Below are 14,589 nucleotides of genomic sequence, written 5' to 3'. Positions count from 1 at the left end.
GGGCGCCTTGACTGCATCAGTCGGCCAGTACCGACGATTTCACCGTTCGACCTGAATCAGCGCCTCAACCCGACGGTTGGCGGCGCGGCCCTCGGCGGTATCGTTGCGGGCAATCGGCCTCTCCTCCCCATACCCGGAAGCTTTCACCCGACTCGGATCGACACCGAGGGAGTCGACCAGGCGCGCGGCCACGGCCTCGGCCCGACGCTGGGACAGGAACTGGTTGTAGTCCGCATCGCCAACGCTGTCGGTATGGCCGGCAACCTCCACAAAGGTTCTTGGGTTTTCCTCGAGGAAGTCCGCGACGCGTCGGAGGTCCTCATCGTAGGCCTTATTGATCACCGAACTGTTGTTGGCGAACTGGACGTCCACTTCAAAGGTCTGGATGACTTCGGTGACCCCTTCGCAGCCCCGCTCGTCGACGGTGGCACCCGGAGTTGTGCTCGGACACTGATCGACACCGTCAATGACGCCATCGTTGTCGCTGTCCGGCTCGCAACCTCGGCTATCCACTTCGGCACCGAGTGTGGAGTCCGGGCAGGCATCCCGTGCGTCGGCGACGCCATCCCGGTCGCCGTCCGGCTCACACCCTGTGCTGTCGACGGTGGCGCCGGCCGGGGTGCCCGGGCACTCGTCTGACTCGTCGGGAACACCGTCGTTGTCGGAATCCGCAGGTGCTGCGACCGAGCGATAGAACGCGAAGCTCAGACCCAGGGACACCTGGGTGTCAAAGGTACTCTCGTCAATACCGTGGAACTCGCGCAGGTCGGCTCGCAGGGAGAAGGAATCGGTGAAGTTGTAGCGAATACCGGTACCCACGTTAACCCGGGTTTCGTCGTGATTGCTGCCAGACGTCAGAGGGGCGCTGGCATCCTCACCGAAATCGGCGTGACCGCCACCGAAAGACACGTAAGGGTTCACGGCCTCGGTCGGATTGGCAAAATAGTAGATGATGTCCATGCGAATTTCATCAAAATCGGATTCGCCGGGGGCGCCTTTGCGATCCACATTGGCGCGGGAGTACACAGGCTCCACCGCCCAGCGGTCCGTAAATCGGTACTCCAGGCCACCGCCATAGGTATCGGCTTCACTCAGGTCGCGTTTGTCGTCGAAATACTGGTACGCCGCGAAAGGATTGATGTAGACGGTGTCCTTCCGTTCGGCGGCAACCGCCGGGAATACCAGGGTAGATGCGATGGCAGCCATCGCGCACGAACGCAAAAAATTCATGCGGAACCTCCTGTTCATCATTCGTTTTTGAGAGTGCGTCAACGGGAAACTGCGGGAATACCCGGTGTCTATCGGCCGAGGGGCTGGGCAATAAAAATATAGACACGAACGACGTTTACAGCAATGTTACGCGCCGGGAATCGGTTTGGTTTCAGTCGTTTTGGGCCAGAGGGGTGAAATACAGGTGCGCGCTCTTTTTGCTGAAGTTCAGGGTGTCGCCATTGTCGAACCGGACCTCGAAGGAGCCCTCGTCTTCGGCCACGACCTGTCCCGCGCCGAAAATGGCGTGACTCAGGCGCTTGTGGTGCCAGAGTGCCTCTGTGGTATCGGACACGGTGGCCATGGTCCCTTCCAGCACAATGCCTTCGCGTTCGGCGTAGCGCCGGCCGACCGGCGTAATGGGCGCCTCCAGTGCCAGCGACTGCCCCGGTTCCTCGATGCGCTCGTCCAGCCAGGTGCCCAGTTCGCTGGACAGGTTGAAACTGCATTCACCGACAAAACGGCTGGGCCCCTGGTCACCGTCCAGGTGCGGCTGGGAACTGGCCGGGCGACTGATCAGATGGAGTTGCTGGCGGGTGCGGGTCATGGCCACGTACAACAGGCGCCGTTCGCTCTCGAGAAAGGCGCGGGCATCATCATGGGGCCGGGGGCTGTAGGGGAGATATTTTTCCTGCAGGCCGGGGATGATCACCCGGGGCCACTCGAGCCCCTTGGTGCGATGGATGGTCGACAGCAGCACGCCGCCCTGCCGTTTTTCCCCTGCCTGCTGCTTGAGGGTTTTCAGGTGGTCAACGGCGCCGTGGGCGTCGACATCCAGGCTTTTCAGGTACTGCCGGAAGCCCTGGATGGTGTCGATGCGTTCCTCGGCACTCTCGTGGGTCAGGGCCAGGCTCCGGATGCCCTCATGCAGGTCGGTGTGCTCGGCGTACACGCTGATCAGCCCGGCGACCGGGCCCTTGTAACCGCGCAGCTGGCCCAGGACTTCGCCCAATTTGCGCAGTTTACGGCCGGCCATGGGCGACAGGGCGTCAAAATCCATCGCCAGCAGCCGCTCGTGCCAGTCGCCGGAGAAGCCCGCCAGGAAACGGGCCAGTTGCTCCAGTTCCGGCTCCTTCATACCCACATGAGGAAAGCGCAGCAGCTGGCGCGCCACTTCCAGCCTGTCTTCGTCCGGCAGGTTGGCCAAGCGGCCTGTAACCACCATCAGCAGCGAGACGATCGCCTGGACTTCGCGGCTGAACAGCGCACCCTTGCCGGCATCGATGCGATAGGGGATTTGCCGGGCCAGCAGTTTTAGTTCGATCGGCACGCTCTGGCTCCAGACCCGGAACAGGATGGCTGTGCCGGCCAGTGCTGTTCCGGAGCCTTGCTGCAAAATCTGGACGATGGTGTCGCTGTCATTATCGACCCGATGCAGGACGACCTCCGTGGCCGGTGTCGACGGGTGCGAATGGCACAGCACGTCCTTGCGCCCGGTGTTGTGGCAGATCAGGTGATTGGCCAGCAGAGCAACCCGATGGCCATAGCGGAAGGTGTAGCTGAGGGTCTGCTCCAGCGGGCTCTCGAACTCGTCGCTGAAGCGTTTGAGGATGAACTCGGGCTTGGCGCCCCGGAATTCGTAGATGGTCTGGTCCGGATCGCCCACCACGGTTACCCGGGCCCGGTCGCCGGCCACGTACCTCAGCAGCAGGTGCTGGATCTCGTTGGTGTCCTGGTACTCGTCCACCAGGATCAGATCCATCTTGTTGCCCACCAGCCGCTGCAGGGGCTGGTTCTGGTGAATCGCCATCACTGGCTCGTAGAGCATGTCGGCGTAACTGATCCGGCCCTGGCCCTTGCGCCACTGTTCAAAGCTGTGGAACAGGTCGATCAGGTAGCGGTGTTTGTCGGTGTAACCCAGTTCCTCGAAGACGATCTCCGCTGGCGACAGGGTGGTCTTGACCAGATCGATGAAGCCGGTGGCCGTCTCCACGAAATCCTTTTTGTTGCGCCGGATCTCGTCCGCCAGATCCTCCGGCGCCAACCGCCGGGTCAGCTGCCAGGCCTGAAAGCTGATCTCCTGCTCGGTCAGGATTTTGTCGGAAAATCCCGGCAGGTAGCCTTCCCGCACGAACCGTTTGTACAGCCGCAGGCCCATGGCGTGATAGGTCCGAATTTCCGGCAGTGCCAGCCCGCTCTGGTGGCAGACCTCCTGAAGCTTGCGCTCGAAATCCACCCGGGCGCTGCGGTTGAACATCAGCACCAGCATACGATCGGGGTCGTGCCCCTGTAGCAGCAGGTAGCGGATCCGCCAGGCCAGGGTGGAGGTCTTGCCACTGCCGGCCACGGCGGTGATCACCGAGTGTTCGTAACCGGCGGTGATGATGGCCCGCTGCTCATCGGTAAGAAAATCCGGCAGATCGAGGGGGGGAGACTGTTGGGGTTTGGTTGGCATAGCGCGTATTGTACTGGCCAACTGGCAGTGCGGGTACCGGTCCCGCATAATCGAAACCAGAAATTCAGAGCCATTTGACCAACTCAATGGCGGCTCAGCTCCGGAGTAAGAGGATGAACCTATGCAGATATCGGACCCCGTAAACGTACTGGGCGAACACCTGGAGACTTGTGGTACCGATCCAAAAACCGGGTTTTACCGCGATGGTTGCTGCAATACCGGTCCCGATGACCTCGGCTTCCACACCGTGTGCACGGTGGTCACCGACGAGTTTCTCGAATTCTCGAAAAGTCGCGGCAACGATCTGAGCACCCCGAGGCCGGATTTCGGATTCCCGGGCCTGAAAGCCGGCGACAGCTGGTGCCTGTGTGCGGCGCGCTGGCAAGAAGCTCTGGCTGCGGGGTCGGCCCCGAGGGTTCGCTTGCGGGCAACCCACCAGGCGACGCTGGAGATGTGTGACCTGAACGACCTCAAACGCCATTCGGTAGATCTCAGTTAATGCCACCGGGTCTGCTCGGGGGAGGGGAGCCTGATGCCTGGCGGCGGCTCCAGCGCCGGCTTCAGCAGCGAGGGGAGCGGCGCCTGGTGCTGCTCGAAGGCGAACGTTCAAAGGCTCTCCGCTGGTTGAAGGCATTGTTGCCGGCGCTGGCTCTGGAGCCCGGTGTCTGGACCGGACCCGAGGCAGAGAGCCCGAGTGGAACCCTGGCATCCCTGGCACCGAGGCACGCCCGGCAGTGGCTGGGCCGGGAACTGTCGGTGGTGGTCTGGGATGGCTGGCAGGGTAACCCGCCCGACAGCTTTGCCGCACTGTCAGGGACCCTGCAGGCGGGCGGCCTGCTGTTCTGGCTGATGCCGCCAATGGAGCAGTGGTCAGATTTTGAGGATCCGGATTACGCCAGGACCGGCCTGGACCAGTTGCCCCGGCATCCTTTTGCAGCCCGCATGGCGAACATCCTCGCGACCGAACCGTCGCTCATCCGCATCGACCTCGGCAGCACCGTGCCCACGTCGTTGCCGGATCTTGCGGAGCGGGACGCCGGATTCGTCGTCCAGACCACCGGCGATCAGCAGGAACTGATCGAACGGTTGGTGCAGTTCGGTCTGGGCCGACGGCGCCGCCCCGTTGTCGTTACCGCGGATCGTGGCCGGGGTAAGTCTGCGGCGCTGGGATTGGCGGCGGCCGAGTTGCTGCAGCGAGGCCGGCGACAGGTTCTGGTGTCGGCCCCCTCCCGCGACAACGTTGAGGCCCTGTTTCGTCACGCCCGGGAAGCGCTGGGCGATGACCTCCTCAAGGCCTCGGAATCCTCCCTGCAGACCCGCGCGGGCGGTTGCCTGCGGTTCGTCGCGATCCGGGAGCTTCTGGCGGAGCGACCCGAGGCTGAAGTGGTGCTGGTGGACGAGGCGGCGGCGATCCCGGCCCCGTTGCTCAAGCAGGTGCTGTTGGGCTGGCCCAGAGTCGGTTTCTCCTCTACCGTTCACGGCTATGAGGGCGCCGGACGGGGCTTCGCCATCCGCTTCCGGCAGATCCTGAATCGCGAGACACCGCATTGGCAATCGATCACGCTGGCTGCGCCGGTTCGCTGGTCCGCCAGCGATCCCCTCGAACCCCTGGTGTCGCGACTGTTCCTTCTGGCCGCGGAGAACCGGGAACCGGTCTCCGAACGCGTCAGTCCCGGTGACGTGACCATCGAGCCTTTTGATCCCGTTGACGCAACCGATTCCGAGTTGTCGGACGCGTTCGGCCTGCTGGTGGACGCCCACTACCGAACAACGCCTGCGGACCTCAGGCAGTGGATGGACGCGCCGTCGGCCAGGAGCTGGCGGGCGCGGACAGGTAACATCACCGTTGGCATACTCTGGGGGGCCGTGGAGGGCGGCTTGTCACCGGATTTGGCCGAGCAGGTGACCCTGGGGCAACGCCGCATCCGGGGACACCTGCTGCCGCAGTCGCTGGCCAGTCACAGCGGTTTTCCGGAAGCCGCATCCCAGGGTTGCTTGCGCGTGGTCCGGATTGCCGTATCGGATTCGGTCAGGCGACATGGCATCGGTCGCCTGCTGGTGGCAAAGGCGAGGGAGGCTGCCAGCCAAGAGGGTCTGGACACGCTGGGTACCAGCTTCGGCGGCAGTCCGGAACTGCTTGCCTTCTGGCGCTCCTGTGCATTGAGGGTGGTGCGCCTGGGCCTGAATCAGGAGGCCACCAGCGGCGAATACCCCCTGCAGATGCTATCTGGTATCAGCAAGGCGGGAGAACGCCTGGTGAGTCAGCTCAGCGAACGCCAGGCGGACCATTGGCTGGCGCTGTTGCCGCTGGCCTGGCCGGCCCTGGAACCTGGCCTGCTGGCCGACATAGGCGCGGGTCTGCCGGCAACCGAACGGCTCGACGACCAGGACCGGCGGGATCTGCACAGCTTTGGTCATGGCCATCGCGGGTTCCTGCTCAGTCTGCCGGTGCTCCGGAAAACGAGCATGGTTCGCCACGTCGGAGCCTGGTTACGGACACAGGAGGATCTCGCGCTCTGGGTCGGCGCCGTCATGCAGCAGCGGGACTGGCCGGCTCTGCAGGCGGATGGTCTGTGTCTCGGGCAGCGCGAGGGAGAGGATCGGCTGCGCGCGCTGATCCGTCAACTTCTGCAAAAGGGGCCAGAGTTGTGACTCGCTCGATTTAATTCTCATTCCCCGCTGCCCAGAATAGGCCAAACATCATCTGATCGAGATCGTCTGTTATGGCCAAGGGAACCGGCTCCTCCCGTTATCTGTTGTTTGTCCTGATTGTGCTACTGCCCTGGTTGTCCGGGTGCGCGTCCCGTTCAGAACCGTCCAACCTGGAGCACGAAACCGCCACCGGGGCAGCTACGCCCATGATTGAGGCGGCAGGGCAGGGAGACCTGGATCGGGTGATGGCGCTTTCGGAGGCAGGGGAATCGCTCAACACCCTGACCGAAAAGGGCTCTCCACTGATGGCCGCGGTGGCCGCCGGCGAGGACCGTGTGGCCTGGTTCCTGTTGTCTGAAGGCGCGTCTCCGGACCTGGCCAACGCCGATGGTGAGACACCGCTGATGGTGGCATCGGCTCAAGGCAGTCGCCGTCTGGTCCAATTGCTGTTGTCGGCGGGTGCGCGGGTGAATGCCCGGGATGCCGACGGCTACTCGCCGGTTATCCGGGCTGCCGAACAGGGTCACCTGTCGGTGGTCAAGGTGCTGCTGGCCGCCGGTGCCAACGTGAATGTCAGTCAGGGCGGCGAATCGCTGCTGATGAAGATTGTCGGTGGTGGCGATCTGCTGACGGCGGAGATGCTGCTGGCCGCCGGTGCTGACGTGAATTATCGCACCGCCGATGGGCGCACCGCACTGGACATGGCCCGGGCCAACAACAACCGCGATCTGGAGATGCTGCTGGTCCAGGCCGGCGCCGAGCTCTAGGGCTCAGCCGAGCTGCATGGGATCGCTTTCATCATCCCATTCGGGCTGGAAGTGGGCCTGAACCACGTCCGCTGGCACCTCAGCGACACTGTTGAACGACCAGGTCGGTCTCTGGTCCTTGTCCACCAGCCGGGCCCGGACGCCCTCCGGCAGGTCCGGACGGCGGGTACACTCCATGGCCATGGCCAGCTCCATGCGGAACACATCCTTGAGTGACATCTGCTGGGCCTTTTGCAGCTGGGTCCAGACCAGCCACGCCGATACCGGGCAGCCGCCCCTGAGGTTGCTCATGCAGGCATTCCACCATTCGCTGTCGATCTCGGCGGAGAGCAGTTGATCGACAATTTCTGGCAGCTCATCCCCGGCACTGAGCCGGGCGATGTCCTGTTCGTGCTGTTCGAGGTTACTGCGCTCAAGGGAGCGATAGTCGGGGGCGTGCATCTGGTTGAGCAGCCGGAACAGGCGGTTGTCGTCCGCCGCCGGCTCGCCTGTCCATCGCTGGTCCTGCAGCTGCCCGAGCAGGGGCTCCCGGTCCTCCGGCAGTAACACCATGTCGGCCAGGCCGATGCGAATGGTGTCGGTGATGTTCAGCCGGGCTCCGGTCAGACCCATGAACAGGCCAATTCGTCCGGGCAGACGGTTCAGGAACCAGCTGGCGCCCACATCCGGAAACAGCCCGATGGAGATTTCCGGCATCGCGACGGTAACGTCCGGCGTTGCCATGCGGTAACGGCAAGCCGTGAGCAGCCCCAGGCCGCCGCCCATCACGACCCCGTGGGCGATACCGACCACGGGCTTGGGGAAACGGTGGAGGCTGTAGTCCAGCCGGTACTCCCGGGTGAAGAAGCGAGCGGCGGTGTCGTGTTCCGCCTCGTCCTTGATGGCGCTGTAGAGGTCGCGAATATTGCCGCCGGCACAGAAGGCCCGTTCGCCCTTGCCCTGAAGCACAACAAGACAGATGCGGTCATCCACGGCCCAGCGGTCCAGAGTGATCTGCAGTTCATCGATCATGGGCTCCGTAAGCGCGTTGAGCGTGCCCGGGGCATTCAGGGTAAGCAGGCCGATGTGGCCCTCCAGGCATTCAATTTCCTGAACCTCTATGGACATTGAGGGGGTCTCCGATCGTTAAAAATAATCTGGGCCACGTCACTCTCCGTACTGTCTTGTCAAAGCGCGGTTATGAAAAGAGGACCAATGTCGAACAAAGCCATTGATATAAGGCATTTGGCTACGGCAGGCTCTTTGGTATATAAAGTCAGACAGTTTACAGTCCGGTGCGGACTGCCAGTAGGCAAACACCAAAAACGATGATAAGAGGGTAAAGACAATGACACTGAAACACTACGCCGTTGCGGGAATTCTTGCGTTCAGCACCGCCATTCCGACCGTCGCTTCTGCTGCCGACGTCGAAGCGGGTAAGGCAAAAGCGGCTGTTTGCGCCGCGTGCCATGGCCAGAACGGCCTGGCCCAGATCCCGACCTATCCGAATCTGGCGGGTCAGAACGAGCAATACCTGGTCTCCGCGATCAAGGCCTACAAAAACAAGCAGCGCACTGGCGGCCAGGCGGCCATCATGCAGGGCCAGGCCGCGGCGCTGAGCGATACCGATATCGCCAATCTGGCAGCCTATTTTGCCAGCCTGCCGGCTGACGGCGGCAAATAAGCGATTCGTTTTGGTTCGTCAGTGAGGCGGCTCAGGCCGCCCCGCTGACGATGCGATAGCTGGGCCGGTAAGCCGACGAGCCGGGCAACTTCATCCGGTTCTGGGCGACGAACTGTGCCAGCATCGCTTCCAACGGTTTGATTAGCGTCGGGTCTCCGGCGATCTCAAACGGTCCCTTCGACTGCACCTGGCGAATGCCATCCTCCTTTACATTTCCCGCGACTATACCACTGAACGCCTTGCGCAGATTGGCCGCAAGCAGGTGCACCGGCTGGTCACGATGCAGTTCCAGCGCCCGCATGTTGTCGTGGTTCGGATGGAACGGAAGCTGGAACACCGGATCAATTTTCAGCATCCAGTTGAAGTAGTAAGCGTCCTGCATCGCCCGGCGGAACGTTTCCACTTCCTTCATCCCCTTCTTCATGGTCTGTGCCACTCGGACCGGGTCGTCGATGATGATTTCGTACTTGCTCGCCGCCTCGTCCCCCAGGGCGTTTCGGATGAACTTGTCGATCATCTCGAAATACTCGGCATTTTCCTTTTCCCCGGTAAAGACCACAGGGAAGGGCAGGTCAGCGTTGTCCGGGTGCAGCAGAATGCCCAGCAGGTAGAGTATCTCCTCCGCAGTCCCAACGCCGCCGGGAAACACGATGACGCCATGACCACAGCGAATAAAGGCTTCCAGCCGCTTTTCGATATCCGGCATGATGACCAGTTCGTTGACGATCGGGTTTGGCGCCTCGGCACCGATGATGCCTGGTTCGGTGATCCCGATATAGCGCCCGTTTTTCACTCGCTGTTTGGCATGGGCGATGGTTGCACCTTTCATCGGGCCCTTCATGGCGCCGGGGCCGCAGCCGGTGATGATGCTCAGGGAACGCAGGCCAAGCTGGTGCCCGACTTCCTTGCTGTACTGGTATTCGTCCTGGCTGATGGAATGGCCGCCCCAGCACACCACCAGATCCGGCTGCCGACCGGGCTCAAGCACCCGGGCATTGCGCAGCACGTGGAACACCAGGTTGGTGAGATCTTCCGGATCGTCACGACGAAAGCCAGCGGCGCTCTGGGGAATGGAATGGGAGTAGATAATATCCCGCAGCACGGAGAACAGGTGCTCCCGGATGCCGCGCAGCATCTCCCCGTCCACGAACGCGTGTGCGGGTGCGTTGATCAGTTCCAGTTTCAGTCCCCGGGGTTGCGGTACCAGCCGGACATCGAAATCGGCATGGCACTCCATCAGCGCTTTACAGTCGTCGGTCTCGACACCGGTGTTGAGGACCGCCAGGGCACATTGGCGAAAAAGCCGGTACAGGCCGCCCTGGCTTCGGTCCTTGAGTCGGCTTACCTCATGGTTGGAGAGGATTTCGAGACTGCCCTCCGGTGACACCAGGGCATTGATGGTGGGTTCTTGCATGAACGAAAAAACTCCTGAATGGTTCCGGCAACGAGGGCCGGTGACGGCACCCGGGCCGGTGTTTCGGCTATGCCTGATTTTGAGGCATGGCCCTAAAAAGGTAGACTAAGTGCTTTCCGCGTTCTACGCCACTCGACAATACTCCGATTATGAAACTACTTATTCGTCCGGCTCCCGAAGTCGCCATCAAGAGCAAACCCGTCCGCCGCCAGCAAATGCGCCATCTGCGGCAGAATATCCGTAAGCTGCTGGCCAGGCTGGATCACGACATTGTCGTGGAAGGTAGCTGGGACCGGGTGGATGTGGCCGTTCCGGAAGGCCGTGGGCTCTCTGGGGCTGTTGTCGAGGAGTTGCTGCGCATTCCCGGTATTTCCACCATCCAGGAAATCGGTGTATTTCCGTTTACCGGTCTGGATGACGTTGCGGAGAAAGCCGTGGACGCCTTTGCGGCCCGACTGGCCGATAAAACCTTCGCCGTTCGCGCCCGCCGCCATGGCGAACATGGCTTCCGGTCGATTGATCTCGAGCGCACCGTGGGAGCGGCCCTGATGCAGGCTTCCAGTGCCACCGGCGTGAACCTCAAGTTCCCCGATGTTGAGGTGCGAATTGAAGTCCGGGACGACCAGTTTCACATTGCCCACCGCAAACATCGCGGGCTGGGCGGCTACCCGTTGGGCAGCGTCGAGAACGTGATGACGCTGATTTCCGGAGGGTACGATTCGTCGGTGGCGGCCTACCTTATGATGCGCCGCGGGCTCCGGAATCATTTCCTGTTCTTCAATCTTGGCGGAACCGCGCACGAGGTTGGCGTTCGCCAGGTGGTGCATTACCTGTGGGATCGCTACGGCGCTTCCCATAACGCCAAGTTTATTTCGGTGCCTTTCGATGGCGTCGTCGCCGAAATCATGCGCTCGGTCAACCACCGTCACTGGGGTGTGGTGCTGAAGCGCCAGATGCTCAGGGCCGGCGCGGAAATCGCCAAGAAAAACAACGCCGTGGGCCTGGTCACCGGCGACGCGGTGGCACAGGTGTCCAGCCAGACCCTGAGCAACCTTAATGTAGTGGATCGGGCCAGTGACGAAGTGGTTTTGCGCCCGCTCATTTCCATGGACAAGGAAACCATCATCAACATTGCCCGGGAGATCGGTACCGAATCCTATGCCCGTAACATGCCCGAGTACTGTGGCGTGATCTCCCAGAAACCAGCCACGCGCGCGAAATTGCATCGGGTCGAAGCGGACGAGGCCGAGATGGACCCGTCGGTGCTGGCCGGCGCGGTGGAAGCCCGCGAGGAAACCGCGATCAGCCGTTTGCTGGAAACGACCCGCACCCCCGAGGAGGTGGAGCTGGTTCAGACGCCGGGGGTGGATGATGTGATTATCGATGTCCGTCACCCCAGCGAGGGTGAACAGTCACCGCTGAGGCTGACCAACAACGAGGTGGTGCAGATCCCGTTCTACGAACTGAATCAGCAGATTGGCGAACTGCCGGGGGACCGGCAGTATCTGCTGTATTGCGATCGTGGGTCGATGAGCCGGATGCACGCCGGTCATCTCAAGGCAGAAGGGCACGACAACATCAAGGTATACGCGCCCGCTTCCTGATCGGTCAGCCGGCCAGACCTTTGAAAAACTGCTGGACGTTCTCGCTCAGGGTGTCCAGATCATACCCGCCCTCCTGGACCACCAGCGTTGGCAAGCCGAGTTGGCTAATGTGGGAGCTGAGCCGGCAGAATCCTTCCGACGTCACCGAAACCTTGGCCTGGGGATCGTTCTTGTAGATGTCGAAACCCAGGGCCAGGATCAGCGCATCGGGCTGGTACAGCTTGATGGCCGCCATTGATTCGTCCAGTTTCTCGAAGAAATCGTCTTCCGAGGCACCATGGGGCATCGGCATGTTGATGTTGTAGCCAAAGCCTTCGCCTTCGCCCCGCTCATTCTCGAAACCGGTGACCACCGGGTAGAAGTTGGTCGGGTCGCCGTGGATCGAAACGTACAGCACGTCACTGCGGTCGTAGAAAATCTCCTGGATGCCCTGGCCGTGATGCATGTCGGTATCCAGGATCGCAATGCGCGGAAACCGGCTCTTCATGTGTTCAGCGGCGATGGCGGCGTTATTCAGGTAACAGAAACCGCCAGCGGCGTCTTTCCGGGCGTGGTGGCCGGGTGGCCGGCACACCGCGTAGGACGTGCGATCACCGGCGATCAGGGCATCCGCCGCACCAAGGGCGCTTTGCGCGGACCAGTAGGCGGCGTGCCAGGTATTTTCACCAATCGGACAGCTGCCATCGGCCTGATAACGGGCAGCCTCGGCCAGGATCCCGGTCAGGTGGTTGGGTGAGCGCACGAAGATATTGGAAATCACCTCGTCGCCCCAGTCATCCATCTTCACCCAGCGCCGGTGAGCCGACTCCAGAAAGCGGAGGTAGCCCAGATCATGAACCTTCGCTATGGCCGCTGCGCCCTGGTCGGAGGGCTGCAAAACCGGTACACCCATCTCTCTCAGGCCTTCCAGCATCTGACCGGTACGGTCCGGGACCTCTTGCGGCTGTCGCATCTGCCCACGGGTAAAGTAGGTCCTGGGAAGATGCTGGTCCTGAGCTGGATGGAAAAACGCTTTCATTATCCGACCTCCGTGGTTTCCGATTCTCCGAGTATAGGCACAGTCGGAGGGTGATCAAAAGCCTGGCTGTCGACTTTACAGCCAGTGGATCAGCATCCACTATGGAAGACATATCCAACCGACGCAACCGTGTCCCTCCGGGGGCATATCGACACTAAGAGATAGAGGAGCCGTGATGATCGAGTCACCACTGCTGGAAAAGATGACTGGCTACATTGGCGGTCGCTGGACTGACAATGCACAGGGTAAAACCTTCGACGTCTACAACCCGGCAACGGGCAAGGTGATCGCCCAGGCGCCCTCAATGACCGAGGATGAGGTAAAGGCGGCGGTTGCCGCCGGTAAATCCGCGCTTCGGCTCACCAGTCCCTACTCCATTGAGACCCGCAGGAAGTGGCTGGAAGATATTCGCGACGCGCTCAAGGCCAACAAGGAGGAGGTCGGTCGTATCCTCTGCATGGAACACGGCAAGCCGCTCCAGGAGGCCCAGGGCGAGGTCGATTACGCCGCCGGTTTCTTCGATTACTGCTCCAAGCACATCCAGGCGCTGGATGCGCACACGATTCCGGAGAAGCCGAAGGACTGCACCTGGACCGTCCACTATCGGCCGATCGGCGTTGCCGGTCTCATTACGCCCTGGAACTTTCCGATCGGCATGATCGCCAAGAAGCTGTCGGCCGCATTGGCTGCCGGCTGCCCGTCGGTTATCAAACCGGCCAGTGAAACACCGCTGACCATGATTGCCCTGTTCAGCCTGATGGACAAGCACACGGACATGCCCGACGGCATGGTCAACCTGGTGATGGGTAAGGCCAGCGTGATCGGCAAGGTGCTGTGCGAAAGCCCGGATGTACCCATGCTGAGTTTCACCGGTTCCACCGAAGTGGGCCGAAAGCTGATCCTCGATACGGCCGAGCAGGTCAAGAAGCTGGCCCTGGAACTGGGCGGCAACGCGCCCTTCATTGTCTTTGACGATGCCGATCTGGACGCCGCGGCGGATAACCTTATTGCCAACAAATTCCGGGGTGGCGGCCAGACCTGTGTCTGTGCCAACCGGATTTTCGTGCATGAGAAAGTCGCCGATGTCTTCGGCCAGAAGCTTGCCGAACGAGTGAACAGAATGACGGTGGGTGACGGCATCAACGGCGACGTGGATCTCGGTCCGCTGATCAATCAGGCCGGGTTCGATAAGGTCAAACGTCACCTCGAGGACGCGCTGGAAAAAGGTGCCGGACTCGTGGCCGGCAAAAAGCCGGAGGACCTCGGTGACAACCTGTTCTTCCCGCCCACCGTGATCACCGACGTCGACCGGGACATGTGCTGCTACCGGGAGGAAACCTTTGGCCCGCTGGTGCCGATGGCGCTGTTCCGGACTGAAGAGGAAGTCATCGAGGCCGGGAATGACACCGAATTCGGCCTGGCATCCTACGTCTTTACCGGCGATGCTGAGCGGGCCCAACGTGTTGCTGCTGGCTTGCGATTCGGTCATTGCGGCTGGAACACCGGCACCGGGCCCACGCCCGAAGCGCCGTTTGGCGGCATGAAAGCCTCCGGCATCGGCCGCGAGGGCGGTCTGGAAGGCCTGTTTGAGTTTGTTGAGGCCCAGACGGTGCCCAGAGGCTTTTAAGAGAAACCGGAAACCGACAGCCCTCGATTTTAGGGGTGTCACACGGGGGGCGATCCCCTTCAGGACACGCACAGTCCTGAAGGGGATCATCCTCCGCGCTTTTTCTAACTTTTGCTGACGGCTTTTCCGATATCCCTTCCGCGCGGAAATCCCTTTTTTCTCCTGTTATACTTCCACTCC

At 61.7% G+C, this 14,589-nt stretch carries 11 protein-coding genes; 6 read left to right on the top strand and 5 right to left on the bottom strand.

Annotated features, from left to right (window positions below; genetic code table 11):
- Positions 1–39: 39 nt before the first annotated feature.
- Together K0B93_RS10675 and K0B93_RS10670 are read right to left on the bottom strand one after the other, a co-directional pair.
- On the bottom strand, positions 40–1,230 hold the full coding sequence (locus K0B93_RS10675) for an OmpA family protein (protein WP_219867191.1): 1,191 nt from the start codon (positions 1,228–1,230) through the stop codon (positions 40–42).
- Between the two features lie 151 nt (positions 1,231–1,381).
- Positions 1,382–3,712 (bottom strand): ATP-dependent helicase, encoded by a 2,331-nt coding sequence (locus K0B93_RS10670; RefSeq protein WP_219868092.1) that lies wholly within the window; start codon positions 3,710–3,712, stop codon positions 1,382–1,384.
- 73 nt (positions 3,713–3,785) lie between these two features.
- On the opposite strand from K0B93_RS10670, the gene K0B93_RS10665 reads away from it, so the two are divergent.
- From K0B93_RS10665 to K0B93_RS10655, 3 genes are all read left to right on the top strand, one after another.
- On the top strand, positions 3,786–4,163 hold the full coding sequence (locus tag K0B93_RS10665; protein ID WP_219867190.1) for a DUF2237 family protein: 378 nt from the start codon (positions 3,786–3,788) through the stop codon (positions 4,161–4,163).
- On the top strand, positions 4,163–6,316 hold the full coding sequence (locus K0B93_RS10660) for a tRNA(Met) cytidine acetyltransferase TmcA (protein ID WP_219867189.1): 2,154 nt from the start codon (positions 4,163–4,165) through the stop codon (positions 6,314–6,316). Before K0B93_RS10665 ends, K0B93_RS10660 begins: the two co-directional genes overlap by 1 nt.
- Positions 6,317–6,387: 71 nt before the next feature.
- Entirely contained in the window at positions 6,388–7,083 is a 696-nt protein-coding gene (locus K0B93_RS10655) for an ankyrin repeat domain-containing protein (RefSeq protein ID WP_219867188.1), read from the top strand.
- 3 nt (positions 7,084–7,086) lie between these two features.
- On the opposite strand, the gene K0B93_RS10650 is transcribed toward K0B93_RS10655, so the two are convergent.
- On the bottom strand, positions 7,087–8,190 hold the full coding sequence (locus K0B93_RS10650) for an enoyl-CoA hydratase/isomerase family protein (protein ID WP_219867187.1): 1,104 nt from the start codon (positions 8,188–8,190) through the stop codon (positions 7,087–7,089).
- Between the two features lie 220 nt (positions 8,191–8,410).
- On the opposite strand from K0B93_RS10650, the gene K0B93_RS10645 reads away from it, so the two are divergent.
- Entirely contained in the window at positions 8,411–8,746 is a 336-nt protein-coding gene (locus tag K0B93_RS10645) for a c-type cytochrome (protein ID WP_219867186.1), read from the top strand.
- 31 nt (positions 8,747–8,777) lie between these two features.
- Here K0B93_RS10645 and ppnN read toward each other — a convergent pair whose 3' ends face one another.
- Positions 8,778–10,160, bottom strand: a complete 1,383-nt coding sequence (ppnN, locus tag K0B93_RS10640) for a nucleotide 5'-monophosphate nucleosidase PpnN (RefSeq protein ID WP_228743348.1) — start codon at positions 10,158–10,160, stop codon at positions 8,778–8,780.
- 149 nt (positions 10,161–10,309) lie between these two features.
- Here ppnN and thiI point away from each other — a divergent pair, with 149 nt between their 5' ends.
- Positions 10,310–11,764 carry a tRNA uracil 4-sulfurtransferase ThiI gene (thiI, locus tag K0B93_RS10635; RefSeq protein ID WP_219867185.1) on the top strand — a complete coding sequence of 485 codons (1,455 nt, stop codon included), beginning with the start codon at positions 10,310–10,312 and terminating at the stop codon, positions 11,762–11,764.
- Between the two features lie 4 nt (positions 11,765–11,768).
- On the opposite strand, the gene K0B93_RS10630 is transcribed toward thiI, so the two are convergent.
- Positions 11,769–12,782, bottom strand: a complete 1,014-nt coding sequence (locus K0B93_RS10630; RefSeq protein ID WP_219867184.1) for a histone deacetylase family protein — start codon at positions 12,780–12,782, stop codon at positions 11,769–11,771.
- Positions 12,783–12,957: 175 nt separating this feature from the next.
- Here K0B93_RS10630 and K0B93_RS10625 point away from each other — a divergent pair, with 175 nt between their 5' ends.
- On the top strand, positions 12,958–14,409 hold the full coding sequence (locus K0B93_RS10625; protein ID WP_219867183.1) for an NAD-dependent succinate-semialdehyde dehydrogenase: 1,452 nt from the start codon (positions 12,958–12,960) through the stop codon (positions 14,407–14,409).
- Positions 14,410–14,589 lie beyond the last annotated feature (180 nt).

Origin of the sequence: Marinobacter sp. F4218, from assembly GCF_019443085.1 — a bacterium.
In the GTDB taxonomy this organism is placed as follows: Bacteria; Pseudomonadota; Gammaproteobacteria; order Pseudomonadales; family Oleiphilaceae; genus Marinobacter; species Marinobacter albus.
The sequence above is the reverse complement of the archived record's forward strand: the minus strand, read 5'-3'. Positions and strand labels throughout refer to the sequence as shown.

Bases quoted from the DNA above. Each gene is read 5' to 3' on its own strand.
- K0B93_RS10675 (WP_219867191.1), bottom strand. From the start codon at position 1,230: ATGAATTTTTTGCGTTCGTGCGCGATGGCTGCCATCGCATCTACCCTG.
- K0B93_RS10670 (WP_219868092.1), bottom strand. From the start codon at position 3,712: ATGCGGGACCGGTACCCGCACTGCCAGTTGGCCAGTACAATACGCGCT.
- K0B93_RS10665 (WP_219867190.1), top strand. From the start codon at position 3,786: ATGCAGATATCGGACCCCGTAAACGTACTGGGCGAACACCTGGAGACT.
- K0B93_RS10660 (WP_219867189.1), top strand. From the start codon at position 4,163: ATGCCACCGGGTCTGCTCGGGGGAGGGGAGCCTGATGCCTGGCGGCGG.
- K0B93_RS10655 (WP_219867188.1), top strand. From the start codon at position 6,388: ATGGCCAAGGGAACCGGCTCCTCCCGTTATCTGTTGTTTGTCCTGATT.
- K0B93_RS10650 (WP_219867187.1), bottom strand. From the start codon at position 8,190: ATGTCCATAGAGGTTCAGGAAATTGAATGCCTGGAGGGCCACATCGGC.
- K0B93_RS10645 (WP_219867186.1), top strand. From the start codon at position 8,411: ATGACACTGAAACACTACGCCGTTGCGGGAATTCTTGCGTTCAGCACC.
- ppnN (WP_228743348.1), bottom strand. From the start codon at position 10,160: ATGCAAGAACCCACCATCAATGCCCTGGTGTCACCGGAGGGCAGTCTC.
- thiI (WP_219867185.1), top strand. From the start codon at position 10,310: ATGAAACTACTTATTCGTCCGGCTCCCGAAGTCGCCATCAAGAGCAAA.
- K0B93_RS10630 (WP_219867184.1), bottom strand. From the start codon at position 12,782: ATGAAAGCGTTTTTCCATCCAGCTCAGGACCAGCATCTTCCCAGGACC.
- K0B93_RS10625 (WP_219867183.1), top strand. From the start codon at position 12,958: ATGATCGAGTCACCACTGCTGGAAAAGATGACTGGCTACATTGGCGGT.